This window comes from Psychrobacillus psychrotolerans (assembly GCF_900115805.1).
Classification (GTDB): Bacteria; Bacillota; Bacilli; order Bacillales_A; family Planococcaceae; genus Psychrobacillus; species Psychrobacillus psychrotolerans.
This window is the reverse complement of record NZ_FOXU01000001.1, coordinates 914,064-939,630: the sequence shown is the minus strand read 5'-3', so window position 1 is coordinate 939,630 and position 25,567 is coordinate 914,064. Positions and strand designations below refer to the sequence as shown.

Genomic DNA, 25,567 nt, shown 5'->3' with positions numbered 1-25,567 from the left:
AATTAGAAGCATGAAATATTTCATGCTTCTTGAAGTTGGGGATAGATAGAATTTATTTATTCTATTATGTAAATTAGTGAGATTCATAAAATATTTTAGAGAATATGGACATACACCTCGTTTCTCTAATGCGAAAGAGAATATACATACAAGGAAGGGGACAATCATAACAAGGAGAGGAAATGGTATATGTATGAGTTTGCAAATTGGGATCGCCATTTTGGTGTTCCTATCTACGATGTTAGTCATTTTTGTAAGACCTAGAGAAGTAAATGAAGCTTGGCCAGCAACAATTGGCGCTGGGATATTATTATTTGCAGGAATTGTGACTTTAGCAGACGTGTTTGATATTATCGATAAAGTTGGAGGGGCGTCCATTACGATAATATCGACAGTTGTCATGGCTGTTATATTGGAAAGCTTTGGTTTTTTCAACTGGGTAGCTACTAGAATTGTAGGTTTTTCAAAAGGATCAGGTTATCGATTGTATTGGTATATACAGTTATTATGTTTTGGAATGACATTATTGTTCAATAATGACGGAAGTATTTTGATAACAACTCCCATTTTAATACTACTACTTAAGAACATGAGACTAAAACCTCCTCAACAAATCCCCTATTTAATCAGTGGAGCTTTAATTGCGACTGCCTCCAGCGCACCTATCGGAGTAAGCAATCTAGTTAACTTAATAGCATTAAAGATTGTTGATATGTCTTTATGGATGCATACTTTAATGATGTTTGTCCCAGCAACTTTAGGGTTATTATTTATGTCCTGTTTGATGTTTGTTATTGTGAAGAAAAGACTGCCTGAAACTTTACCAAACTCTCTCATAAATGTGGAGGAATCATTTTTTACTCAAAACTTTCATCCACTGAAAGCAAGCATCTCCCTGGAGACGAAACATAAGCGTAGTAAATTTATGTTCAAGATCCTATTCTTTGTCTTAGTTGTAAGAGGGATGCTATTTTTTGCTTCTTATGTAAATATTCCCATTGAAATTGTTGCAGCAATTAGTTCGCTGATTCTATTACTATGGAGAGGGTATTATTTAAAATCTAATCCAATAGATATTTTGAAAAAGACTCCATGGCATATTCTACTTTTTGCATTTTCTATGTACGTAATTATCTACGGCCTACACAATGTCGGTCTAACTGCACTACTAGTTGAGTGGTGTGAACCGATTGTTCAGCAGGGGTTATTCCAAGCTAGTTTCATCATGGGGGGGTTAGTGTCTATACTATCAAACCTTTTTAACAATCATCCTGCCTTAATGATTGGGACGATAACATTAACAGAAATGGGCTTAGACCCGATTACTTTAAAAACGATTTATCTTGCCAATATTATTGGGAGCGATATGGGTTCACTGTTGTTACCAATTGGCACACTTGCTTCCCTTATTTGGATGGACATTTTAAGGAAAAATAAAATTAAAATTACATGGAAAGATTATTTGAGCATCTCGATAAAAGTAATTCCTATAACAACGATTGTAACGTTAACCCTCTTATACTTTTGGGTGCAAATCGTTTTTAATTGAAAGAGATGAAAAGCCTATGATTAAGCGGGAACTTTTCAAACAAAATGGAGATTTCCTGCTTTACTATTTAAAACAAAAAACCATAAAAAGTCTTATCTCCAACTAGGATGTTTATGAAGTTTGGAATATTTTGATGAATTTTATATGGATACATATATGGTTTGAATTCATTCGTTAATAGTATATATATGATATAGCATGAAAGAATGTCACGGAAATGAAAATTTTGTAAATATTGGTCACTAAAAAAGTTTTAAACGTAAAATGGAGAGTCTGACGTTAGTCAAAACTCTCCATAAAATTGTCGTATTAAATTTGTTTCTCCATCGCTCTGTGAGGAATTCCAGCCTCTAAAAATTCAGGTGAAGTAATAGTATACTTTCTTTTTTCATAAAAAAGAATGGCCTGACTTTGTGCATTTAGCTTTAGCTTATTAATGCCGGTAGAATTCGAGTAGTCCTCCATGCATTGCATCATGAGATTACCTAACTTTCGTCCACGATAACTTGGAAGAATACATACTCTTTCTACTTTACCTATTCCAGGTTCAATAACTCTAATTCTACCTGCGCCGAATGGAGTGCCTTCGTCGTATGCTACAAAATGTACTGCCTCTTCGTCATGCTCATCCAGTTCAAGATGAAGAGGGACGTCCTGTTCTTCAACAAAAACTTTTCTTCTAATTTTTATAGCATCTTCATATTCTTTTTCAGTTTCCACTTTCTTTGCGTACACCAATACTTACTCAGCTCCAGACAATCTAAATGTTTCGTATACAGTCCATGATCCATCTTCCAGTTGATATAAAAGATGTAGGCGATCGATTTCTTCTTCAAACTGTGCACCAATCATTTTTAATTGAGGCAGTATATCATCATGTTCACTTGCGTTCATCTTTTGAGCAATTGTAATATGAGGAACAAAAGAATAGCTTTCATCCTCATTATATTGAATATCATTTAAATCCTCATGCAGTTTAACTAGCTCAGCTGTTGGTTCCACATGAAAGTATATAGCATTAGTAACAGGGGCAAATGAACTTACCTTAGTTGTTTTTAAAGTAAATGGTTTATGATTACGCACTACTTTATTAACCTTTTCAGCGATGGTTTTAATCTCATTTTCATCGGCTTCAAATACACCTTTGACCGTCATATGTGGAGTGATTAAAGCATAGTGAGGGTCATAACGCTTTCTATAGGAGTTTGCGAAGTCCTGTACCTTTTTAGATGGAAAAGCAACAATTCCGTATTTCATTTTTCATTACCTCCTCAAATTATTAAAATAACAATATTACCTATTATAACAAATCTTTCTCTATAGGCTAAAATTTTGCAACAACGCTCTTTTTATATCTGGTTGCCAAAGCTTCCAAGTATGGTCTCCTCTTAATTCGTCATAAAAGGTCAAAAATCCTTTATTTTTAAATAAATTGTGTAACTCTCTATTTGGAGTAATGAAGTCCGTTAATAAACCGTCCCCTGTTTTCACGGCTTTTTCTTCCGTTCCAATGACGTGGTAAAGAGAAAATGCATGAACGTCTTTATATTTCTCGACGGATTCTATTACAGCCTGATTGACAAGTGGGGAGTGCATTATTACTCTTCCAAATGTATTTGGATAGGCTAAAGCTGTCATGAGTGAAACAGTAGCAGCTAACGAATCGCCTATTAGTGATCTGCCCATTCCAACTTGATAAGTAGGATAGTTTTCATCTATATACGGTACTAATTCTTGCGCCAAGAAACGTTTGTAAGCAGGAAATTGAGAACCATCTGGATGATATTTATCTCTTCGATCTTTTACGTTTTTATAAGGTACTCCAACTATGATTAAGTTCTCAATTGCTTGTTCTTCATATAACTCATCAGCCATTCGAGAAATTCTTCCTAGTTGAAAATAGTCTTTTCCGTCAGATGCTATTAGTACAGAGTATTTATAGAGAGGTGAATAATTTGGAGGCAAGTATATTAGAAGTTGCATTTCTTCCTGTAAAGCCTCACTAAAAAACGATATATCTTGTATAGTTCCCTTGTTCATAATTTCCTCCTAATATCATTCATGTAGTACAGAAATTGTATCATATACTAGCAAAGAGGTATAATAAACGAAATGATGAAACAACAAGGGGGATAACAATATGGATAGACAAACATCTAGAGTCCATTCTCGTGAAGTAGAGCAAGCTACAAAAGACGCGTTAAAAAGACGTGGAGTTACTTTAGAAGAAATAGCAGAGATTGTATTTGAGATGCAATTTCCTTACAATAAGGGACTTACTATAGAACATTGTATAGAATCTGTTAAAAGTGTATTGAAAAAAAGAGAAATGCAACATGCGATATTAGTTGGTATCGAACTTGACGAGTTGGCAGAGAAGAAAATGCTATCTGCACCATTGCAACAAATAGTGGAAGCGGATGAAGGTTTGTTTGGGGTAGACGAAACGATTGCATTGGGAGCTGTATTTACTTATGGCAGTATAGCAGTAACTACATTTGGCCATTTAGATAAAAATAAAATTGGACTTATTTCAAAATTAGATACTAAAATTGGAGGAGCAGTTCATACATTTTTAGATGATTTAGTGGCGAGCATCGCTTCTAGTGCAGCTTCACGTTTAGCGCATCGGACAAGAGATTTAGAAGAACAAAATGAAACCTTTGCAGATATTTCACCTGAAGAAACAGTTCCAGAAGCTAAAATAAAAGGCGCAAGAACATAATAAAAAAATACAGTCAGTGGCGCCATCTCCCACTGATTGTATTTTTATTCACCGGACTTTTTGAAACCGGCTTGTATAGCATCCTGCTCAGTACAAAACCATTCTTCAGGATTAGTTTGTTCATAATATTTCCCGCTAGGTATATGGTAAATTTTTTTGCCTTGCCGATTAATATTGCCTTTGATATTACATTGTTCAGTTGTGGATTTTTCTTCAGCATTATTATTAGTTAGAACTTCAGTATTAAAACCTCTATTAGTAACGTAGTTATCTGTCTCCCATATACCAATACTTCTTTCTTTAGCCACTTTAGAAGCTTCCTCAAACTCGTCTAAATATCGAGTGTTCGGAGGGAAGATATAGGCTATCCTTGCTAGTCCCTCTTCGAGCAATGTTTCTTGGACGCTTTCGCCGTCTACATACACATAAGCGAGCATTCTACCATAGTCGTCTAGTCGATTTCCTACATCAAACTCAATGGTTACATTCCCACTCTTTAATATTTCCTTGTTGCGTTGCTTTGCTTCTTCACCAAATGGTTGTTTTCCTAGAGTGTGATGATTTGTTTCGGGAGTGTCTATTAACAAGTATCGAACTTTTTCTATGTCTCCATTATATTTAACTTTAATCGTATCACCGTCAATAACTTCCACAACTTCAACAGCTATTTGATTGGTACTTCCATCAGTTTGAATCACACCATTAGTGGAACTTTCATCACAACCATATAGAAGTATAGTGAATAGAACTAGATAAGCAAAAATCTTCTTCATTTATTATCACCCATTGTAGTTTAGCATATAAATAAAGAGGAAATAAAAAATCAGCTTTTCCTTATACAATAGAAGGGAAAAGCTGAAATCCTAAATAGATTATTCAATTAGTGTTTCTCCATTTCACCTTGATCCTCTTGAAAATATAAAAATGTTTCTTCTTCTAATTCATTTAAACGCTCTTTATTTAGCCCTAATGCGAAAGCTCCTGTAAAAATGGGCTCCCACCAAGTTTCTGTTTCAGTCATTATTATTTCCTCCCTTTTAATAATTCGTTTTGTTTATATATACGATTTTTATACCCTGCTGAGCTTCGCATATAAACCAATTACGTGAAAAATGAATCGTTTAGCACAGGGATTCTGAAGTCTTATAGACTTATAGTTGTAGTCTATTGGTGGAAATGACTTCTTACAATTAGTATTCCACGAAAGGGAGACTTCATGTATTGCATATTAAATGTTTATTCTTTCTTCTATTAGAAAAAAATAGTATGATTCCTTTAAGATTAAATGAATAAAAGGGGAGAATAAAAAATGAAATTTTCAGAGCAACAATTAAACCATATGCTAGAAGAGCATCAAGCCTATTTTTATGCTGGAATGACTCGACCTGTAGAATTTCGAATAGCCCAATTAGAAATACTTAAAAGTACGATTAAGAAATATGAAGTAGAAGTAATAGAAGCATTATACAAGGATTTAAGAAAGAGTGAATTCGAAGCCTATGTCACAGAAATAGGATTAGTTTATGACAATATTTCCTTTATGATTAAAAATATTGCGCAGTGGATGGAACCGAAGTACGTAAAAACACCTGTTGCTTTAATGCCATCTAAAAGCTTTGTTGTAAATGATCCTTATGGAACCGTATTAATAATTGCACCATTCAATTATCCATTCCAACTTATTATGGAGCCGCTAATTGGAGCAATTATTGGAGGAAATTGCGCAGTTATTAAACCTTCAGAAGCAACACCTCACACCACTAATATTGTGAAGAAAATTATTTCTGAAGCATTTGATCCGAGATATATTAGAGTATTAGAGGGAGAGAAGGAAGAAACTTCTTTGTTAATACATGCTCCTTTTGATTTTATATTTTTTACTGGAAGCGTCCAAGTAGGAAAAATAGTGATGAAAGCAGCTGCAGAGCGATTAACACCCATTGCTTTAGAATTAGGTGGGAAAAGTCCAGCGATTGTGGATCATACTGCAAATTTAGCTGTAGCAGCTAAACGTATTGTGTGGGGGAAATTTGTGAATGCAGGTCAAACATGTATAGCGCCCGATTATGTATTAGTGGAAGAATCGGTAAAAGATAAGTTTATCGAACAGATGAAAAAAGCGATTACACAGTTTTACGGAAAAGAATTGCAACAAAGTCCTGACCTTGGAAGAATAGTAAATGGTAATCATTTTGATCGTCTTAAGAGAATTTTAGAAGAGGAAAGTGACCATATTATTTTTGGAGGGAAAACGGATCGTGATGATTTATTTATGGAACCAACTTTATTGAATGGAGTTGATTTCAATAGTCCGTCGATGGAAGAGGAATTATTTGGGCCGATACTACCTATAATCGCTTACAATGATTTACGGACTATAATCCAGCAAATTCGTAAATTCCCAAAACCTTTGGCTGCTTATATGTTTAGTGAACATGAGAAAGCGCAACAATTCTTTCTTCAAGAGCTACCATTTGGAGGAGGCTGTATAAATGACACAATCACGCATGCTGGAAGTGCTCATTTACCATTTGGGGGAGTAGGGAACTCAGGAGTACAATCCTATCACGGAGAAGCAAGCTTTACTCTATTTACACATCAAAAGTCTATCGTGAAAAAAAATACAAGCTTACCAGTAAATATCGTTTTCCCACCTTACAAGAACAAAGTGAAGTTAGTGAGAGGCTTACTAAAGTAATGATATCAGCCAATAATTAGCTACGCGGGGGCTTTATAAAATGAGATAAGTCATTCTAGTCTTTGTACTAGAATGGCTTTTTTTAAATACTTAATAGATTTCAAAATGTCACAATTCATAAATAATAGGTGAGTTATTATGGTGATTCCATTGACAAAGGGTGACTATTTTACTAAAATTGACGTATATTACTAATACTAAACAATCATTTTTAGGTAGGTGAGGCACTATGGAGTCTGTATTTAATACAAATACCGATGAATTATTATATAAAGTTAAAACTGCAATCTTCAATGAGTCATTGGGTAGCGATATAGCACTTCAGGAAAAGCTAGATGATGCCTTTTTTAAAATGGAGCTCATGGACTATGCAGTGAATGAAACGATGATAATAGCGGTAACCAATAAGGTAGGACAAATATTATTCGTGAATGACCGCTTCTGCCAGATTACAGGATACTGTAAAGAAGAACTAATTGGAAATACACATAGAATTATTAACTCGAAAACTCATCCTGAAGCTTTCTTTAAAAACATGTGGTCTACTATTCTAAATGGACATACATGGACAGGTGAAATATGTAATAGACGTAAGAATGGCGAATTATATTGGGTGAAAACGTATATAATACCTGTTGAAAATAACGGATATGATACCTATTTTCTAAGTATCCGCACTGATATTACTATAGAAAAAGAAAAGGAAATATTATTGCAGTCCAAACTACTTTCTTCCTTTGAAACTGTGGCACACCATATAAACAATCTTGTCTTCAAAGTGGAAAAAGATAGTGAAAATAATTATGGTTTTTCATTGTTGACCGGAAAATTAGCCTCAGAGTTTTTAGCAAAGAAAGGTCTACAAACGATTCAACCTAGCATAAATTCTATAAAAAATAAAATATTAATTCCTATTTATAATATGAATACATACATCTCAGAAGAGATGACGAATCGGTTATTATTTAATCTAAAAAAAGTTATTACAGGTGAGAAAGTCTCTTATAAGGAATGGTTAGATGATAGATGTATACATATTACAATCTCTCCTATTGAAACAAATGGAACAATAAGTGGCGCGATTGGTATTGGAAACGATATTACGGAACTAGAGTCGGCAAGGACTAAATTGACTGAGCTTGCCTACCGCGATCATTTGACAAATACGTTTAATACTGCAGCTTTAGAAAGAGATATTGTACAAGTGATAAACGAAAACACACCTTTTAGTTTTCTATATATTGATTTGGACAGATTTAAAAACATTAATGATTCCCTTGGTCATTTTACTGGTGACTCCCTCTTGAAGTTAGTAACGGCTAGGATTAAGGATTTTTACAACACTACAGGGGAGTTATATCGCATTGGTGGGGATGAATTTGTTGTGCTTATTAAGGGGGAAACAGAAAGAACTAAAATGCTAGAAAACGCAAAGCTACTTATTCAAAAGGTAGAAGAACCTTTTAATATAGAAGAAATGGAAATTCATATATCCTGTTCGATTGGGATAGCGTTCTTTCCACTACATGGATCTAGTTATAAAGAAATTCATAGAGCGGCTGATTTAGCGTTAAATATTTCAAAGGAAAATGGTAAACGAAATGCGGTGCTGTTTGATTTGAAACATATGGAGGGCTATGTCAACAAAGTAAGCTTAGAAAGTGATATACGTAGCGGATTGGACAAGCATGAATTTTATCTTGTCTATCAACCAAAAGTCAATTTAAAAAGAGGAACGATTGAAGGCTATGAAGCATTGATACGTTGGAATAAAAAAGGAAAAGAAATTATTCCTCCAAATGATTTCATACCTTTCGCAGAAGAAACGGGTCTCATTATCTCAATTGGTAAATATGTTTTAGAAGAAGCATGTAGACAAGCTGCATTATGGATTAAACAAGGGGTCCGTTTTAAAACTATTTCCGTTAATATAAGTCCTATAGAGCTAGAGCAAAATGATTTCTTAGCAAATGTACATACAATTCTAGAAAAAACAGGTTTACCTCCTCATTATTTAGAAATTGAGTTGACTGAAAATGTTTTAATGAAAAATATGGAAAGATTATTGAAAATATTACATGACCTTGAGTCAATGGGTATTATACTTGCAATGGATGACTTCGGTTCTGGTTTTTCTAATTTCCGATATTTAAGTGAGTTACCGATTCATACATTGAAAATTGACCGTAGTTTGACAAGCCAAGTATTAATAGGTAGAGATGCAGTAATTGTATCCTCTATTATTAATATTGGTCACAGCCTTGGTCTCGAAGTAGTAGCAGAAGGAGTAGAGACAGCGGAGGTCATTGAGTTTTTAAGAGAAAATGACTGTCATACTGTCCAAGGATATTATTTCTCTAAACCTTTAGAGGTCCATCAAGTACCTGAATTTGTGCTGGGAAATTAAATAAAAAAGTGGATTTACTCTTTCGTCTAGTCTATGACAACAGATAAGTAGTATTACTTTATCTAATGATAATCTAGATACTTAAAGTGAATCCGCTTTTTTAGTTGTTGAAATAGTATCCTAATTAGGTGTATCTGATTATATAAGATTTTGTTAAGATAAGACTAAGGTAGTGAAAGGGGATAAAAAAGTGTCATATACATTTGAAGCAAAAGAAACGGTAGCATTATTAAAGCAATTAGTAGAAATTCCTAGTCCGTCTGGTTATACAAAAGAGATTATGGACTTCATGGAAAATATATTAAAGCAACTGCAAGTGAATTATATTCGCACTAATAAAGGTGCATTAATCGCTACTATAAAAGGAACAGATGATACAAAGCATCGACTTTTAACAGCCCATACAGACACATTAGGTGCGATGGTAAAAGAAGTGAAAGGTAGCGGAAGGTTAAAACTTACGATGGTAGGCGGCTTTAATTGGAATGCTGTGGAAGGTGAGTATTGTACTATTCATACAGCAGATGGCAAAAAAATTAGAGGTACTATTTTAATGCATCAAACAACTGTGCATGTATATAAGAATGCCAGTGGTTTACCTAGGGATGAGCAAAATATCGAAGTTCGTATAGATGAAAAAGTATTAACGGCTGAAGATACACGTAAATTAGGTGTAGAGGTTGGAGATTTTGTTTCATTTGACCCTCGATTTGAAGAAACTGAAAATGGTTTTATCAAATCTCGCCATCTCGATGACAAAGCGAGTACAGCATTACTACTTCAATTAGTCAAAACCATTCAAGATACAGACATGACATTACCTCATACAACACATTTCTATATTTCTAATAATGAGGAGATCGGATATGGGGGTAACTCTAATGTGCCTGCTGAAACAGTAGAATATTTGGCTGTTGATATGGGTGCTATCGGAGATGGTCAATCGTCTGATGAGTATACCGTGTCTATTTGTGCAAAGGATTCTTCAGGACCTTACCATTACGAGCTAACTCGACGATTAGTAGAATTGGCGAAAAATGAAAATATTGAATATAAGTTGGATATTTATCCTTACTATGGATCTGATGCATCGGCGGCTATTCGTGCAGGATATGATGTGAAGCATGCACTTTTGGGACCTGGTATTGAAGCATCTCATGCATACGAGCGTACACATATTGATTCGTTGAGAAATACAGCAAAACTTTTATATAGTTACGTAAATACAAAAATGTCATAAGAGTCCTGCTTATTTAAGCTTAGCGCCTAACCTGCCAGATTCAATTTCGAATATAGGTTAAAGGTATACTGTGCCTTTAACCAATTTTTGAAGTGATTTCTAGGTCGAAATTGGCGCTTTCGCTTTTTTTATCAAACTTCAACATCATGCTCCATGAGTGATAACATATGGTTCGATAAAGAGGAAAATGTTTTTTGCTGCGGTGTTTCCAATGATTTTCAGAGTAAACATAAGCACTTACACTTTTTTTACTTGTTTTTTGCTCCCTAAATCCATATGATAAGAAAGTGAAATAAGAAGGAGATATAACAGAATGGATATAAAATTACAAGATGAAATATTGAAAAGAAGAACCTTTGCAATTATTTCCCATCCCGATGCTGGTAAAACGACTATTACGGAAAAGCTTTTGTACTTTGGTGGAGCTATTCGTGATGCAGGTACAGTTAAAGGTAAAAAATCCGGGAAATTTGCAACGTCTGACTGGATGGAAATCGAAAAGCAACGTGGAATTTCGGTAACATCATCCGTTATGCAATTTGACTATAATAATTGTCGTATAAATATATTGGATACACCTGGACATCAGGACTTTAGTGAAGATACGTACCGTACACTAATGGCTGTTGATAGTGCAGTTATGATAGTCGATGCTGCAAAAGGTATTGAAGCTCAAACGTTAAAACTATTTAAAGTTTGTCGTATGAGAGGAATTCCTATTTTTACGTTTATAAACAAACTTGACCGTCAAGGGAAAGAACCTCTTGAACTTATGGAAGAGTTGGAAGAGGTACTAGGTATTCAATCATATGCCATGAACTGGCCAATAGGTATGGGGAAAGAATTTTTAGGGATTTATGATCGTTTTAATGGACGGATTGAACAATTCCGTACGGATGAATCAGAGAGATTTCTTCCTATAGATGAGAATGGAGAACTTGCCGTAGATCATTCGATGAAAGCAACTTCTTATTACACTCAAGCAATGGAAGATATTATGCTGCTAAATGAAGCAGGTAATGATTTTGATGAGGAAAAAGTACTTGCAGGTGATTTAACACCAGTATTCTTTGGTAGTGCTTTAACAAATTTCGGGGTTCAAACATTTTTGGAGACTTATTTACAGTTTGCTCCAACCCCTCAACCACGCATGACTGAAAAAGAGGAAGAAGTAAATCCACTAAATGAAGATTTTTCTGGGTTTATCTTTAAAATTCAAGCAAATATGAATCCAGCTCATCGTGACCGTATTGCTTTTGTGCGAATTGTCTCTGGTAAATTTGAGCGTGGAATGACCGTGACTTTGGCTCGGACGGGGAAAACCTTCAAAGTGACACAATCTACACAATTTTTAGCAGATGACCGTGAAACAGTTGAAACAGCAGTTGCGGGAGATATTATTGGGCTATACGATGTGGGGAACTATCAAATAGGGGATACCGTTGTCGGAGGTAAAAAAGCATTTACGTATGAAAAACTACCTCAATTTACACCGGAATTATTTGTGAAAGTAACTGCTAAAAACGTACTTAAGTCGAAGCATTTCCATAAAGGAATCCAACAGTTAGTGCAAGAAGGAGCAATCCAATACTATAAGACACTTCATACAGAAGAAGTTATTTTAGGTGCTGTTGGACAGCTTCAATTTGAAGTGTTTGAGCATCGTATGAATAACGAATACAATGTCGATGTTCGAATGGAATCGATTGGCTCAAAAGTAGCACGATGGATTGAAAATGAGGAAGATGTAAAGGAATCGATGACAGGTCCACGCTCGATGCTTGTCCGAGATCGATATGATAATTATGTATTCCTGTTTGAAAATGAGTTCGCTACTCGTTGGTTCCAAGACAAATACGAGCATATTAAACTTTATAATTTACTTTAATCTCCAAGAGGTTGCCTATCAGGTGACCTCTTTCTTTTGTAATAATGGAAATTGTTTTACTAGCGGTCGAGAGCCAAATACTAGTGCTTCCAGTGGTTATACCTCTCGGAGCTCTATATATTACTGCAAGTCATACTAGACTAAGCGTTCTCGAGGCACAATAACTTTCCAAGTGAAATTTTTATCCGAAAAAAGCGTGTAATAGCGTTCAATCTCATGGGGGCTTTTATTTACATGTGATAAAAATTTGAACTCTTCTTCTGTAGAGCATATGATATAAATAGCACAATAAGAAGGTGGTCCCCCGAAAATGAAAATTAGTGACTTTTCTATAAAAAGACCCGTATTTACAATTGTTATAATGTTCTTAATCATAATTCTGGGCGGGGTTTCATTTTTTAAAATACCTGTTACGTTAATACCAGATTTAAATCCACCAATCGCAGTAGTTGTTACAAATTATCAAGGGGCAAGCCCAGTTGAGGTAGATGAGAAAATTACGAAGCCTTTGGAAGCTTCACTTAGCACTTTGCCAGGAATTGAGTCTGTAAATAGTACTTCACAAGAAGGGGCAAATTTCATCTTGCTAGAATTTGATTGGTCTACGGATATGGATGCCATTCAAATGGATGTTATGCAGCGTATCGATATTATTCCTCTCCCTGATGGAGCAGACAAACCACGATTCCTTAAATTTGACCCTGCCCAATTCCCGGTTATCCAACTTGCACTGAATGCGGAGAATTCTGAAACTGATATTCAGCTAATAGCTAAGCAATTAGAGAAAGAACTGTTAAGAACTGAAGGAGTTGCAAGTGTTAATATATCTGGTTCTTTGGTGGAAGAAGTGCAGATTTTACTGGATCAAGAGAAATTAAAAGCTAAAGGACTTACACAGTCAGATATTGTACAAGTCATTCAAGTAAATAATATTTCCCTTCCAGGTAATCCCGTTGAAACAAACGAGGGTAAATCACTTACTACTCGTATCATTAGTACACTAACGTCTGTAGATGATATTAAAAACTTAGTTGTCACAGTTAACCCGTTAGATGGGACGGCAGTTACAATTGCCGATGTAGCAACGGTAGATTTAACAAAGGCAGAGCAGTTTTCGGAAACTAGAGCCAACGATGCACCGGCTGTTTTACTATCAGTTTTCCAAGAATCTAGTGCTAATACAGCTAATGTCTCCACATCTTTTCAAGAAGCATTAGATAAGCAATTGGAGAAAAAGGCGTTTCAAAATGTAAATGCCAACATACTTTTTGACCAAGGTGACTATGTAAAAATTGCTATTAATAATATTGGAACTACTCTTATAACGGGTGGATTACTGGCAATGGTTATATTATTTATATTCTTAAAGGGAATAAGAAGTCCTATTATAGTTGGGGTTGCTATTCCGTATTCCGTTATTGTAACGTTTGTTCTTATGTATTTTGCTGGTTTTTCTCTAAATATTATGACGTTAGGCGCATTAGCTCTTGGTATAGGGATGCTTGTGGATAACTCCATTGTTGTTATTGAGAATATTGAACGACATTTAGGTTTAGGAAAAACACCAAAAGAAGCTGCCAGTATTGGAACGAAGGAGGTAGCAGGTGCTATAACTGCTTCCACTTTGACTACAATAGCTGTGTTTGTTCCAGTTCTCTTTTTATCTGGTCTAATTGGACAGATATTCACAGAATTTGCGCTTACGATATCTTTCAGCTTGTTTGCATCATTAGTAGTAGCCATTACTGTTATTCCGATGATGGCAAGTAAATTATTGAAAAAGCCAAAAGGAAATATAGAGGCTAGAAGAAGAAGGTCGAAAACGTATAGTAATTTTGAACGATCGATTAAGTGGACTTTAGGTCATCGTGCCATGATATTAATAATTACTGTGATTCTTTTAGTAGTTTCGACTATCGGCTTATTCCGCGTTGGGACAGAATTTTTACCCGCTACAGATGAAGGATTTGTTACTATTGCGGTAGATCTAGAAAAGGGCTCTTCTTTTGCAGCTACCGATAAAGTAGTCAAGAAAGTAGAAAAGATTCTTAAAAAAGAAGAGGATATCGAGGTTTATGTCAGCTTTGTTGGAGGCAGTCAAGAAGGACAGTCTAGAGGAAGTGCAAATTCTAATACAGCAGAAATTTCTGTGAAATTAAAAGCATTAGAGGATAGAAATCGTTCTGTTTTCACTTTTGTAGATGAAATGCAACCTAAGGTGGTAAAAGCTGTAGGAGCTGATGCAGAGATAAATTTCAATGTCCAAACTGCTTCAGGTTCTTCTCCGAATGTTGTGTCATTTACTGTGTCGTCTAACGATAAGAAAAAATTAGACACAGCAGTGAATCAATTACAGCAAGATTTAACAAACTTAGATGGAGTTGTCCAAGTTACAAATGATTTAACTACTAAAGTAGAAGAAGTTCAGATAAATGTCATTCGTGAGAATGCTATAGATTATGGAATTCCTCCTGCGCAAATAGCTCAGACAGTAAATAATATGACGAGAGGGGTATTAACTTCTCAAATTATTGATGAAAATGATCAAGTTTTAGGTGTGTATGTAAAGTTTGATGAAAAGTATAGAAGTAATCTAGAGCAGTTGAAGCAATTGCAATTACGTACTCCTTCTGGTCAGTACATTGCTCTGGAAGAAATTGCGACAATTGATATAGCAGAAGGACCTGTAGCCATTCGAAGTGTCGATCAAGCTAGTGCAATCTCATTTTCAGTAAAATATGAGTCAGCGTATTCGCTAGGTGAAATGTCAGATTTAATCGATGAGATTATTCAGGAACAGAAATTTACAGAGGATATTGCCGTATCTTTTGGAGGCGATCGAGAATTATTAGATAACTCCAAGAATGATATGATATTAGCTGTAATACTTGCTGTAGTATTGGTGTTTATAGTCATGGCAGCACAGTTTGAATCATTCAAATATCCTTTTGTAATTATGTTCACTGTTCCACTCGTGGTGATAGGTATTTTCATTGGACTATTTACGACTAATTTACCAATAAGTATTTCTGCTATAATAGGAATTTTAATACTAGTGGGAATTGTTGTAAACAATGGTATTGTGTTGGTCGATTATATTAACCAACGTAAAAGTGATGGTATGTCTTCATATGATGCAATTATTACATCTGTACGTGATCGTGTACGTCCAATACTGATGACAGCATTGACGACAATATTAGGCTTAGTACCATTAGCTTTAGGAATTGGGGAAGGTACCGAGATTAATCAGCCAATGGCAATCACAGTAATAGGGGGATTAATAAGCTCCACTTTCCTCACACTATACGTAGTTCCGGTCATCTATAGTCTATTTGATAAAGAAACCAGAAGGAAACATCCAAATATTCTGTAAAATAGGGAAAAGAGTCTTCAGTTGGAGACTCTTTTTTTGTATACTGTAAAAAAGGGGTGTTTTTATTGTCGTCAGCATTAATAACAGGATTTCCAGGCTTTTTGGCAAAGAATATTATTAAAGAGTTAAGAAAGCAGGATGCTTATTCCAAAATATATGTACTTGTACTCCCTTCACAAACTGGTTTAGCGGAGAAAATGATTGCTGAAATTTATCAAGATCAACACCATTCTCAAACTATTGAAATAATAGAAGGAGACATAACTCTACCGGATGCGGGGATTATTAAGAATACACTTGAAAAGTTACGAGACGAAGTCGAATATATTTGGCATCTTGCCGCTATATATGATTTAGCTGTCCCTAAGGAAATTGCATGGAAAGTAAATGTTCACGGTACAGAAATGTTTAATAGAGTAGTTCCACAGTTCTCTAAACTAAAGCGATATACATATTTTAGTACGGCTTATGTTGCAGGTTTGAGAGAAGGGAAATTATTAGAAACAGAATTAATTCGTCCAGCAGGATTTAAAAACCATTACGAAGAAACAAAATATGAGGCTGAATTACTTGTTGAAAAGTTAAAGGAAACAATACCCGTTACAATTATTCGACCGGGAATTGTAAGAGGCCACTCACAAACTGGAGAAACGATTAAATTTGATGGTCCATACTTCTTTGTAAATATGATTTCTAACCTAAGAAAGCTTCCTTTTCTCCCGTATTTAGGTAAATCCACTGCATGTATAAACGTAGTTCCAAGTGATTACATAACGAAAGCAGCCATCTATTGTTCACATAGCGAAGAAGCCATTGGTAAAACGCTTCATTTAACTGATCCCAATCCTTATCCAGTGGAAGAGGTATATAGAGCATTCGTAAAAGAACTTACAGGAAAATATCCTAAAGGAAGGCTCCCGCTACCAATTGCGAAAACCGCAGTTGCTTTGTCTCCAGTTCGGAAATTCTTACAAGTTGAAAAAGAAACATTAGATTATCTAACATGGAATGCCACATTTGATACGACAAATGCTGAAAGTATTCTTACCAAAGGAGATATTACATGTCCAGACTTCATTCAAACGGTACCGACAATGATAGCATTCTATAATAAGCATAAGAATGACACTTCTTTTCATATTCCGATAAAGTGAACTTGAGCCCTCATTTATTTAAGACGTTTTAGCAGATTAAAAGTGATAATCATACGAATCGTTAATGTAGCATATAGTAGTTATTAGTTTACAAGAGGAAGAATAATGGTATAATTAGAACATAATTAAATAAACTTTTGACTAACGTCAAAGGGGAGTAGCTATAGGGAAACCTATTTCATAGTCGTCATTACGTGGTTATGCCACCGGTTATGATAGCAATTATAATATTTTTGCTTAGCAAGACCTTTGCCTTTTTAAGGCATGGGTCTTTTTATATGCAAAAAAGGAGGATTTTTTTATGGACACGGCAATATTATTGGAATACGGTTGGGTGTTATTAGTTCTAGTTGGTTTAGAAGGATTATTAGCAGCCGATAATGCAGTCGTAATGGCTGTAATGGTAAAACATTTACCGAAGGCGCAACAGAAAAAAGCATTGTTTTACGGTTTACTAGGTGCTTTTGTATTTAGATTTTTAGCGTTATTCATGATTACTTTCTTGGTGAATATTTGGCAGGTTCAAGCATTAGGAGCGGCATACTTGTTATTCATATCTATAAAACATATTTATGATCAACGTAAAAGCCCTGGACCACATATAGATGTGGAAGGAATGGAGCCTAAAAAAGGATCCGGTTTCTGGATGACTGTATTAAAAGTAGAGCTTGCAGATATAGCATTTGCTATTGACTCTATGCTAGCTGCAGTTGCAATAGCAGTAACATTACCATATTGGGGAACTTATGAAATTGGTGGTATTAATGGAGGGCAATTCGCAGTTATGTTCCTAGGCGGAATCATTGGTCTAATAATTATGCGATTTGCTGCACATAAATTCGTACAATTACTAGAGAAGATGCCTACATTAGAAACAGCTGCATTCTTAATCGTAGGATGGGTTGGGGTTAAACTTACTGTTATGACTTTATCACATCCAAACGTTGGCGTGTTAGATGAGCATTTCCCACATTCTACTCCATGGAAGTTAACTTTCTGGATCGTATTACTTGCGATTGCTATTGGTGGATACCTTTTAGGTGTTGCAAAACAGAAAAAAGAAGCAAAATAATTAGAGTAAAAGCGTAAAAAGATAGTTTTAGCTATCTTTTTACGCTTTTTTTTTTTACAATGAGATAATGATTACTCGAAATGTTGAAAGGAAATAAAATAATGAAGCAGCCACAACTTAAAAAGAGATTAAAATTTACACCTGCTCAAGTAATTGTTACGTATTATTTTATTGCTATAGCTATTTCAGTAGTTCTTCTTTCTCTTCCAGGAGTGCATAAACCTGGTGTAGAAGTCGCATTCATTGATAGTTTGTTCACGGCAGTGAGCGCAGTCTCTGTTACTGGTTTGACTGCAGTCAGTATTTTGGATACATATAGTGTCTTTGGTTATTTCATGATTATTCTTATTTTACAACTTGGTGGAATTGGAATTATGTCACTAGGGACTTTTGTCTGGTTAATAGCTGGGAAGAAGATTGGTTTACGTGAAAGGCAGTTAATAATGGTTGATCACAATCAATCTAACTTATCAGGCGTCGTTCATCTAATAAAAGAGATTGTTAAAATTCTCTTGCTTGTCCAAACTATTGGCGCAGCACTATTAACTTTATATTTTACACAGTATTTTGATACGATAAAACAGGCAGCAATTCATGGAATATTCACATCTGTATCCGCAACAACTAATGCTGGGTTTGATATTACTGGGCAATCATTATATGCATATCATAATGATTATTTTGTTCAAACGATTACAGGAATATTAATCGTTTTTGGAGCGATAGGTTTTCCAGTTTTAATTGAGGTAAAAGAGTTTTTATCGAACAAAAATAAGAATTTCCGCTTTTCTTTGTTTACGAAGTTAACGACTATTACATATGGAGCATTGTTGCTATTTGGAACTGTTATGATTTTTATATTAGAATTTTTTAATTCATTTAGAAGTATGCCGTGGCACGAGAAGTTTTTTACTGCATTTTTTCATTCAATTTCCACGCGGTCAGCAGGACTAACGACGATAGACGTTACTATATTTAGCGAAGGCACCAATTTTTTGATGAGTGTTTTAATGTTCATTGGTGCTTCACCTAGTTCTGTTGGAGGCGGAATTCGTACTACAACTTTCGCTATTGCGCTTCTATTTTTAATCCATTTTTCAAGGGGCAAAGAGAATATCCAAATTTTTGGTCGGGAGATTCACTTAATAGATGTGTATCGCTCGTATGCTGTTATTATTCTAGCTTTAGTAATGGTTTTCACTGCTACCATACTTCTGACTGTAACGGAGCCTGGAGTTCCAATTTCTTCCTTAATATTTGAAATTACTTCTGCTTTTGGAACTTGTGGTATGAGTCTAGGTATAACAGGGGATTTGTCGAATATTGGAAAGGTTATTATTATGATTCTGATGTTCATAGGTAGAGTTGGATTAATCTCCTTCTTATTTACATTAGGAGGTAAGCATAACAAAACAAAATATCATTATCCGAAAGAACGTGTAATTATTGGATGAATGAAAAAACGAGCTATTCCTTTACGGATAGCTCGTTTTATTTTAGAAAAATAAGAAAGGCTCTATATTATTTGTACACAAATGATAAGTGAGGAAACTCTGATTTACCAAAGGTAGTCAGTAGATATCCTTCTTTTTCTTCTATAGATCCTTGCATAAATGCATCTACATCAATAGAAACTGGTGTGATGAAAGTTTGTTTGTATAATTCTCTTTCATTCAGCTGAAGCGTTGTAAAGGACTCCCCAGCAAGCTCTGGGTTATCTAGCAATAATTTATACATCTTGGATTGTTCTTCCTTACTAAGGTCATTATTCCACCAAGGCTTACGAGGTTGAAACTTTTGGTTAGATAAATAATCTAATTTCATGACGCTTCGAATAGTAGGCAATGATATATGATCTAGTCCTTCCAAGAATGTATAAAGTCTAGTATATAAATCCTCCAATTGATGACCGATTCTAGACCAGTTACGCTCTTCCCAGAATGTACCGAACTGTTGGAAGAAATCGAAAGGAGATTCAAATACATGTTCGAATAAATACTCTAATGTGCGGTCCATCCGGTGAGCATTCCAATACTTCTCCAGAACATCTTCTACTTGTTTAATACGCAAAATATCATCGAAGGTTAACACATTATTTGAAAATATTTCATATGGAGCTTGGTCTACATAAACGTAGCCATATTTCTGGGCTTCAACTCTTAATCCAGTTCCACGAAGTAATTTTAGAAAACCTAACTGAAGTTCCTCCGGACGCATTTCGAAGACTTCATTAAAAGTATTTCTAAATGAAGAATAATCTTCTTCTGGAAGACCTGCGATCAAATCTAAATGTTGGGCAATCTTTCCACCACTTTTAACCATAGTTACAGTACGTTTTAGCTTTTCAAAGTTCTGGCGACGTTGTACAAGTTCATTTGTTAAATCATTTGTAGATTGAACACCTATTTCAAAACGGAATAATCCTGCTGGAGCATTGTCGTTTAAAAATTGAATTACTTCAGGACGCATTATATCTGCAGTTATTTCGAATTGAAAAACAACTCCCGGTTGATGTTCGTCAATTAAAAATTGGAACATTTCCATCGCATAACTTCGACTAATATTAAATGTTCGATCCACAAATTTAATGATTCTTGCACCATTTTCCATCAAATAACGAATATCCTCTTTGACTTTGTCGCGGTTAAAATATCGAACCCCAACCTCTATAGAAGATAAGCAAAATTGACAAGAGAAGGGGCATCCTCTACTTGTTTCTACATAGACAATACGTTTCGACAAATCAGGTAGATCTTCTACAAAACGATAGGGGGAGGGAGATAATCTTAAATCGAGTTTTGGAGGTAGCGGATTAAGTATAAATTTGTCATCTCGAACATAAGCTAAACCAGGAACATCTTTTATAGTATGTTTATCGGATAAATAATTTAGTAAATCTTTAAAGGACTGTTCTCCTTCACCGACAACTACGTAATCTATTTCTCTAATTTGTCGAAGCCAGACATTAGTATCATAAGAAACTTCAGGACCACCTAAAACGACAACAACAGATGGATCCACAGTTTTTAGCATTTTAATAACTTTTATTGTTTCTTCAATGTTCCAAATATAACAGCTAAAACCAACTACATTAGGCTTCTTTTGATAAAGGTCTGCTACAATATTAAACGTTGGATCTTTAATGGTATATTCAACAATTAAGGGGTGATACTCGGGTTCAGCATATGCTTTTAAACAGCGTAGTGCCAAGTTTGTATGTATAAACTTAGCATTCAATGTAGTTAATATAATATTCATTGTTCATAAACTCCTTTATTAGTATTTCTATTGTATCAGTCATTACTACTGTCGACAATATAGGTCAAAAGAATTATGTCAATCTGTCCGTCATTGTGGAATAATCAGAATAAATAATCATGTATAAATAAAATCTCTGTTTTTCAATCTTGTGGTGGAAATAATCCGAAAAGGCGGGTGTTTTCTTGTTAACAAAATATGAATATAAAGAAAATTTAGGGAATATATTCGAGCTTTTCTCGAGTGGACTTATATTTATTAATGACAAAGGGATATTATTAGATATGAATTCATATGCCGAAAAAATTCTAGACATCAACAAAGATGACTATGTTGGTAATCATGCTAATGATTTATGTGAGATGTTTAGTGTAAGTGATGAGGAGAAAAAGTTCCTAGTAAAAAAACTTAAAAAAGAAGGATATTTGGAAAATCATATGGAATACCAACCGATCGTTGGTGAATATAAATATGTACATGTAGTAATTTCTAAACAAAGTGATAGTGATTTATATTTATTAGAAATTAGTGATGAATCGGAAAAAATATATATGAAGAAAAGATTGGATCAATCGGAATCACTGCGAACATTAGGCCAATTAGCAGCAGGAATAGCACATGAAATTCGAAATCCTATGACATCTTTGAAAGGTTTTACTCAATTATTAACTCAAAATGCAACGGATGATGCGAAGCGTTACTTAACTGTAATTAATGAAGAAATCAATAAAATGGAAGAAATACTTACTCAATTTTTAGAACTCTCCAAACCAAGTAAATCTAAGTTTACTGTCATAAATATTGAAGAGATAATACTAGAAGTAGTGAGCTTTATGGGTCCCCAAGCATTACTAAAATCAATCAACCTTCATGTTACTAGCCAAACAAACGGAGAGTGTCAGGTAATTGGCGATAGTCAGCTACTTAAGCAGGTATTTGTAAACGCTATTAAAAATGGAATGGAAGCAATGCCTGATGGGGGAAATATTAATATTAATATTTCTTATAAAATAGGGAAGTTTGTTAGTATTTCTGTCTGTGATGAAGGACAAGGCATTGATGATGAACATATCAATAAAATTTTTCAACCTTTTTTCACTACTAAATCAACCGGGACAGGTCTAGGGCTCTCACATGTTTACAAAGTAATTGAAGAGCATGGTGGAAATATAGAAGTTAGTAGTGTAGTAGAACAAGGTACTACTTTTGAATTTGTCCTTCCATTAAATAATAGTTTATAAAGCTTTTTGACATTTCAAAGCTTAGACCTATATAATAGTGGGTAATGTATTTTATATAGGTGAGGATGACGAAATATGACAGCTGAACAGTCAAACAGTGCATTAAAACTATTCATAGTATTATCTCGTGCCCATAAAGTAATCCATGAATGTACGAATCAGTTTTTTCAAGAAAATGGTTTAAATCCAACCGAATTTGCTGTACTAGAGCTTTTATATCATAAAGGTAAACAACCCCTTCAGCAAATTGGTAACAAAATTTTGTTGGCAAGTGGTTCTATTACGTATGTAGTTGATAAATTAGAAGGACGAGGGTATGTTAAAAGAGTATCGAGTCCTACGGATAGACGTGTAACATATGCAGAAATATCCGAAGAAGGTACGTTGTTTATGGATGAACTATTTCCGCGCCATGAGGAACAATTAGTAAGTCTTATGAGTGCATTATCCGAAGATGAAAAGCAGGAAGTCATTGAACTTACAAAAAAGTTAGGTTTATCAATTAAAAACTTATCATACTAATATTTTATCCTTTGAACCTTGCAATGTGAGCGGGGTTTTTGTTTTTTACCGAAAGAGATAGTGAGTGAAATTTGAATCTTCGAATGGATCACGCTCTAGTTTTCAAGAAAAGTACTAGCCTGTTTTAAAAAGATATTAAAAAAAGAAGGAGTGGTCATGACGTTAGTCATGACCACTCCTTCAATAATTAGTCGGTTAATAATATAGCGAGTACTGTAATTATTTAGATTTAATTGTTTCAGCCATTTGTACAAATTTCCCAAGTGCAGGTGTAGCAGCTGTGTCAAAAACAGTTAACTTAACGAGCAATCCATCACGTTCAAATACATATCCAGAAACTTTGCCATCAGTTGTATCGATCTGATGAGCGGAAACATTTTGGATAGAATCATGTGTAGGAATCATATTGTCGTCCGTAATTTCTGTAACAGTAGAAGATTCATTGGATGCTTGCAATGAAGCCATTGTATTCTCTTCAATTTCTTCAAGAGTAATTTCCTCTGGCGAGAAAGTTTCAATACGCATAGATTGTAGATCGTTTTCTTGGTTAAACAATAGGTCTTTATTTGGTTCTTCAGCAGTTAACTCATAGCCCTCCAACACAGTGATGGAATAGTTATTACTATCACTTTCCGTTGAGGTCCCTTCTAATTCTTTCTCAGGTGAAGCAGCTTGTGTTGTATCAACCTCACTATTTTCAGTTACTTCTGGGGAAGTTGTTACTTCCGCATTTTCAGTTTCTTGTGTATTACTATCCTGTTTCTCGGTTGTTGTACTTGTCCCACAAGCTGTGAGAATTACTGTTAGTAATAGTATAGAAAGTAGCGTATAAATTTTTTTCATCCTTATTCAGCTCCCTTTTATTAGATAAAGTCTTTGCTTTTCATTCAATATTTGTCCAAATTCAGCATCTCAAGTTGCTACAGAATCTCAGCGATTGTTGGCTAACAAAGTACTCGCACATATTGACGAAAAGGTTTTTCATATGTTTCAAGTGATGGGTAATATTAAAAACAATAGAACAAGCAATGTGATATGGGCGAGAACAATTGCAGTAATACTACGTTTCCACTCATATAGTATACCAAAGATGATCCCTACGAAAAATCCTCCTAATATACCTATCCAAAAACCAGTGAAAATGAACGACAATCCAAATAGTAAGGAACTTAACACAACAGCATATTTAGGCTTCATAAATTTTTTTAATTTTTGTTGGATTAGTCCTCTCCAAAATACCTCTTCCCCAGGAGCGATGATGAATACTAACAGGAGATAATGCCAGATAGCGGATGGTCCAAAATGATTTAGAAATTTATCTATACTATTTGTCCAACTAGCTGGTCCCATGTCGATTAATAAGTATGATACTAGAATGCCTGCATAAGCAAATACCCCGAACATAACTCCAAGAAAAATTAAGCGAACTGAATTGTTGTCTTCTTCCATTTTGGAAAAGTAGAAAAAAGCTGCCATTAGGAAAAACACAGAAAACGTATAAAAGTACCAAAAAACTTCTTCGTTCGAAAAAGTAATCCAGGACAAAAAGTAAGCAAGAAATAGTGAAAATACTAACTGATAAATGGATAATTGACGAAACATAATACACATCCTTCTTATATTTAAAAAACCGTCCATCTTTTGAGAGGAACGGCATGACGTTTAATCTTCATTACTATATAATATTTTATAACGCTTATGATTTATTACTGTCTTTTCTTCTGCCTCAAGCTCGTTAAAGTTCTCCATATAAGTTAAGTTAACGATTACAGAATTTTCATTGACTTTCTCTACAATGCCTTGAAGACCATCTTTGAATTCAATAATATTCCCAACTTCAGCTATTTTCATAGAGTGCCCCATCCCCTTAAGAACGTAATATAATACAGTTTGCCTTAAAATAAGGAGTACGTAAAGTATTTTCACTGAAAATCTTAAAATATTTGTGAAAGGAATGAGATATATGCATGAATCATATGAAGAAAAACTTAATATGCTTAAAAATAGAGATCTTAAAGAAATAGTCATCGAAAAAAATGAATTTCTAGCTTTTAGAAAAGTATTAGTTTTGCGAGAGGATTTTAAACACTTTTCTGGTAATGCAAAACAAGGTGGGCAGGTAGTATACACTTATTTAGATGTAGCTAGAAGTTAAGGATGTCATTAATTGTCGTCCGTTTATTGGTTTAGCGCTTTTCAAAAATAGGTATACTTCAAAGAATATACATTTTTAAAAGGGGCGATTAGTATGTCAGAAACAAGGTCAAATCAATTAGAAGTTACAAGAGAAAAAATGATAAAGTGCGCGATAGAAAAAGGAATCTTAAACAATGAAACGATTAAGTTAAGTGAAGAATTAGATCAATTATTAAATGATTTCCAATATACTGATATGAGTGATACAGAAACAAAAATAGAAGGATAATAGGGGGAGAGA

General features: G+C 34.6%; 23 protein-coding genes. 14 read left to right on the top strand and 9 right to left on the bottom strand.

Translation table 11 applies throughout. The features are described from left to right. The first annotated feature begins 193 nt into the window (after positions 1 to 193). A complete protein-coding gene (locus BM260_RS04885; protein ID WP_093535544.1) occupies positions 194 to 1,549 on the top strand; it encodes an arsenic transporter in 1,356 nt (451 codons plus the stop codon). A 309-nt stretch (positions 1,550 to 1,858) separates the two neighbouring features. On the opposite strand, the gene BM260_RS04880 is transcribed toward BM260_RS04885, so the two are convergent. Genes BM260_RS04880 through BM260_RS04870 form a run of 3 tightly spaced genes read right to left on the bottom strand, consistent with a single transcriptional unit; the run spans position 1,859 to position 3,589 of the window. Beyond that, positions 1,859 to 2,287 (bottom strand): GNAT family N-acetyltransferase, encoded by a 429-nt coding sequence (locus BM260_RS04880; protein WP_093535542.1) that lies wholly within the window; start codon positions 2,285 to 2,287, stop codon positions 1,859 to 1,861. A 3-nt stretch (positions 2,288 to 2,290) separates the two neighbouring features. Further along, entirely contained in the window at positions 2,291 to 2,806 is a 516-nt protein-coding gene (locus BM260_RS04875) for a YjcG family protein (protein WP_093535540.1), read from the bottom strand. A 60-nt stretch (positions 2,807 to 2,866) separates the two neighbouring features. Then, positions 2,867 to 3,589, bottom strand: a complete 723-nt coding sequence (locus BM260_RS04870; protein WP_093535538.1) for an alpha/beta hydrolase — start codon at positions 3,587 to 3,589, stop codon at positions 2,867 to 2,869. 100 nt (positions 3,590 to 3,689) lie between these two features. Between BM260_RS04870 and BM260_RS04865 the strand changes: the two genes are divergently transcribed. Then, complete coding sequence (locus BM260_RS04865; protein WP_093535536.1) at positions 3,690 to 4,274, top strand: phosphatidylglycerophosphatase A family protein; 585 nt, start codon at positions 3,690 to 3,692, stop codon at positions 4,272 to 4,274. Between the two features lie 44 nt (positions 4,275 to 4,318). On the opposite strand, the gene BM260_RS18760 is transcribed toward BM260_RS04865, so the two are convergent. Together BM260_RS18760 and BM260_RS18370 are read right to left on the bottom strand one after the other, a co-directional pair. Continuing rightward, the gene (locus tag BM260_RS18760) at positions 4,319 to 5,047 is read right to left on the bottom strand and encodes a thermonuclease family protein (RefSeq protein ID WP_093535534.1); all 729 of its coding nucleotides are present in this window, start codon (positions 5,045 to 5,047) and stop codon (positions 4,319 to 4,321) included. 107 nt (positions 5,048 to 5,154) lie between these two features. Further along, entirely contained in the window at positions 5,155 to 5,295 is a 141-nt protein-coding gene (locus BM260_RS18370) for a hypothetical protein (RefSeq protein ID WP_175496189.1), read from the bottom strand. 288 nt (positions 5,296 to 5,583) lie between these two features. On the opposite strand from BM260_RS18370, the gene BM260_RS04855 reads away from it, so the two are divergent. From BM260_RS04855 to BM260_RS04820, 8 genes are all read left to right on the top strand, one after another. Next, on the top strand, positions 5,584 to 6,972 hold the full coding sequence (locus tag BM260_RS04855) for an aldehyde dehydrogenase (RefSeq protein ID WP_093535532.1): 1,389 nt from the start codon (positions 5,584 to 5,586) through the stop codon (positions 6,970 to 6,972). A 229-nt stretch (positions 6,973 to 7,201) separates the two neighbouring features. After that, positions 7,202 to 9,379 carry a sensor domain-containing protein gene (locus BM260_RS04850; protein WP_093535530.1) on the top strand — a complete coding sequence of 726 codons (2,178 nt, stop codon included), beginning with the start codon at positions 7,202 to 7,204 and terminating at the stop codon, positions 9,377 to 9,379. Between the two features lie 190 nt (positions 9,380 to 9,569). Further along, on the top strand, positions 9,570 to 10,619 hold the full coding sequence (locus BM260_RS04845) for a M42 family metallopeptidase (RefSeq protein ID WP_093535528.1): 1,050 nt from the start codon (positions 9,570 to 9,572) through the stop codon (positions 10,617 to 10,619). A 313-nt stretch (positions 10,620 to 10,932) separates the two neighbouring features. Then, entirely contained in the window at positions 10,933 to 12,507 is a 1,575-nt protein-coding gene (locus BM260_RS04840; protein WP_093535526.1) for a peptide chain release factor 3, read from the top strand. Between the two features lie 310 nt (positions 12,508 to 12,817). After that, a complete protein-coding gene (locus BM260_RS04835; RefSeq protein ID WP_093535524.1) occupies positions 12,818 to 15,883 on the top strand; it encodes an efflux RND transporter permease subunit in 3,066 nt (1,021 codons plus the stop codon). A 65-nt stretch (positions 15,884 to 15,948) separates the two neighbouring features. After that, positions 15,949 to 17,037, top strand: coding sequence for an SDR family oxidoreductase (locus tag BM260_RS04830; protein ID WP_093535522.1), 1,089 nt, complete (start codon positions 15,949 to 15,951; stop codon positions 17,035 to 17,037). A gap of 301 nt (positions 17,038 to 17,338) precedes the next feature. Beyond that, on the top strand, positions 17,339 to 18,109 hold the full coding sequence (locus BM260_RS04825; protein WP_093535520.1) for a TerC family protein: 771 nt from the start codon (positions 17,339 to 17,341) through the stop codon (positions 18,107 to 18,109). A 101-nt stretch (positions 18,110 to 18,210) separates the two neighbouring features. After that, on the top strand, positions 18,211 to 19,563 hold the full coding sequence (locus BM260_RS04820; RefSeq protein ID WP_093535518.1) for a TrkH family potassium uptake protein: 1,353 nt from the start codon (positions 18,211 to 18,213) through the stop codon (positions 19,561 to 19,563). A gap of 67 nt (positions 19,564 to 19,630) precedes the next feature. Here the strand turns inward: BM260_RS04820 and BM260_RS04815 are convergent, their stop codons facing one another. After that, complete coding sequence (locus tag BM260_RS04815; RefSeq protein ID WP_093535516.1) at positions 19,631 to 21,367, bottom strand: B12-binding domain-containing radical SAM protein; 1,737 nt, start codon at positions 21,365 to 21,367, stop codon at positions 19,631 to 19,633. Between the two features lie 185 nt (positions 21,368 to 21,552). Here BM260_RS04815 and BM260_RS04810 point away from each other — a divergent pair, with 185 nt between their 5' ends. Together BM260_RS04810 and BM260_RS04805 are read left to right on the top strand one after the other, a co-directional pair. After that, positions 21,553 to 22,608 carry an ATP-binding protein gene (locus tag BM260_RS04810; protein WP_093535514.1) on the top strand — a complete coding sequence of 352 codons (1,056 nt, stop codon included), beginning with the start codon at positions 21,553 to 21,555 and terminating at the stop codon, positions 22,606 to 22,608. 75 nt (positions 22,609 to 22,683) lie between these two features. Continuing rightward, positions 22,684 to 23,130, top strand: a complete 447-nt coding sequence (locus BM260_RS04805; protein WP_093535512.1) for a MarR family winged helix-turn-helix transcriptional regulator — start codon at positions 22,684 to 22,686, stop codon at positions 23,128 to 23,130. A 219-nt stretch (positions 23,131 to 23,349) separates the two neighbouring features. On the opposite strand, the gene BM260_RS04800 is transcribed toward BM260_RS04805, so the two are convergent. From BM260_RS04800 to BM260_RS04790, 3 genes are all read right to left on the bottom strand, one after another. Beyond that, the gene (locus BM260_RS04800; protein WP_093535510.1) at positions 23,350 to 23,973 is read right to left on the bottom strand and encodes a hypothetical protein; all 624 of its coding nucleotides are present in this window, start codon (positions 23,971 to 23,973) and stop codon (positions 23,350 to 23,352) included. A gap of 147 nt (positions 23,974 to 24,120) precedes the next feature. Beyond that, complete coding sequence (locus BM260_RS04795) at positions 24,121 to 24,732, bottom strand: CPBP family intramembrane glutamic endopeptidase (RefSeq protein ID WP_175496188.1); 612 nt, start codon at positions 24,730 to 24,732, stop codon at positions 24,121 to 24,123. Positions 24,733 to 24,792: 60 nt separating this feature from the next. Continuing rightward, complete coding sequence (locus tag BM260_RS04790; RefSeq protein WP_093535505.1) at positions 24,793 to 24,981, bottom strand: YkvS family protein; 189 nt, start codon at positions 24,979 to 24,981, stop codon at positions 24,793 to 24,795. A gap of 112 nt (positions 24,982 to 25,093) precedes the next feature. Here BM260_RS04790 and BM260_RS04785 point away from each other — a divergent pair, with 112 nt between their 5' ends. Together BM260_RS04785 and BM260_RS04780 are read left to right on the top strand one after the other, a co-directional pair. Further along, complete coding sequence (locus tag BM260_RS04785; RefSeq protein WP_093535503.1) at positions 25,094 to 25,285, top strand: hypothetical protein; 192 nt, start codon at positions 25,094 to 25,096, stop codon at positions 25,283 to 25,285. Positions 25,286 to 25,378: 93 nt separating this feature from the next. Further along, positions 25,379 to 25,555, top strand: coding sequence for an aspartyl-phosphate phosphatase Spo0E family protein (locus BM260_RS04780; protein WP_093535501.1), 177 nt, complete (start codon positions 25,379 to 25,381; stop codon positions 25,553 to 25,555). The last annotated feature ends 12 nt before the right edge of the window (positions 25,556 to 25,567 follow it).

Coding starts and splice junctions, on each gene's coding strand:
- BM260_RS04885 (WP_093535544.1), top strand. CDS start 194: ATGAGTTTGCAAATTGGGATCGCCATTTTGGTGTTCCTATCTACGATG.
- BM260_RS04875 (WP_093535540.1), bottom strand. CDS start 2,806: ATGAAATACGGAATTGTTGCTTTTCCATCTAAAAAGGTACAGGACTTC.
- BM260_RS04870 (WP_093535538.1), bottom strand. CDS start 3,589: ATGAACAAGGGAACTATACAAGATATATCGTTTTTTAGTGAGGCTTTA.
- BM260_RS04865 (WP_093535536.1), top strand. CDS start 3,690: ATGGATAGACAAACATCTAGAGTCCATTCTCGTGAAGTAGAGCAAGCT.
- BM260_RS18760 (WP_093535534.1), bottom strand. CDS start 5,047: ATGAAGAAGATTTTTGCTTATCTAGTTCTATTCACTATACTTCTATAT.
- BM260_RS18370 (WP_175496189.1), bottom strand. CDS start 5,295: ATGACTGAAACAGAAACTTGGTGGGAGCCCATTTTTACAGGAGCTTTC.
- BM260_RS04855 (WP_093535532.1), top strand. CDS start 5,584: ATGAAATTTTCAGAGCAACAATTAAACCATATGCTAGAAGAGCATCAA.
- BM260_RS04850 (WP_093535530.1), top strand. CDS start 7,202: ATGGAGTCTGTATTTAATACAAATACCGATGAATTATTATATAAAGTT.
- BM260_RS04840 (WP_093535526.1), top strand. CDS start 10,933: ATGGATATAAAATTACAAGATGAAATATTGAAAAGAAGAACCTTTGCA.
- BM260_RS04835 (WP_093535524.1), top strand. CDS start 12,818: ATGAAAATTAGTGACTTTTCTATAAAAAGACCCGTATTTACAATTGTT.
- BM260_RS04825 (WP_093535520.1), top strand. CDS start 17,339: ATGGACACGGCAATATTATTGGAATACGGTTGGGTGTTATTAGTTCTA.
- BM260_RS04820 (WP_093535518.1), top strand. CDS start 18,211: ATGAAGCAGCCACAACTTAAAAAGAGATTAAAATTTACACCTGCTCAA.
- BM260_RS04815 (WP_093535516.1), bottom strand. CDS start 21,367: ATGAATATTATATTAACTACATTGAATGCTAAGTTTATACATACAAAC.
- BM260_RS04805 (WP_093535512.1), top strand. CDS start 22,684: ATGACAGCTGAACAGTCAAACAGTGCATTAAAACTATTCATAGTATTA.
- BM260_RS04800 (WP_093535510.1), bottom strand. CDS start 23,973: ATGAAAAAAATTTATACGCTACTTTCTATACTATTACTAACAGTAATT.
- BM260_RS04795 (WP_175496188.1), bottom strand. CDS start 24,732: ATGTTTCGTCAATTATCCATTTATCAGTTAGTATTTTCACTATTTCTT.
- BM260_RS04790 (WP_093535505.1), bottom strand. CDS start 24,981: ATGAAAATAGCTGAAGTTGGGAATATTATTGAATTCAAAGATGGTCTT.
- BM260_RS04785 (WP_093535503.1), top strand. CDS start 25,094: ATGCATGAATCATATGAAGAAAAACTTAATATGCTTAAAAATAGAGAT.
- BM260_RS04780 (WP_093535501.1), top strand. CDS start 25,379: ATGTCAGAAACAAGGTCAAATCAATTAGAAGTTACAAGAGAAAAAATG.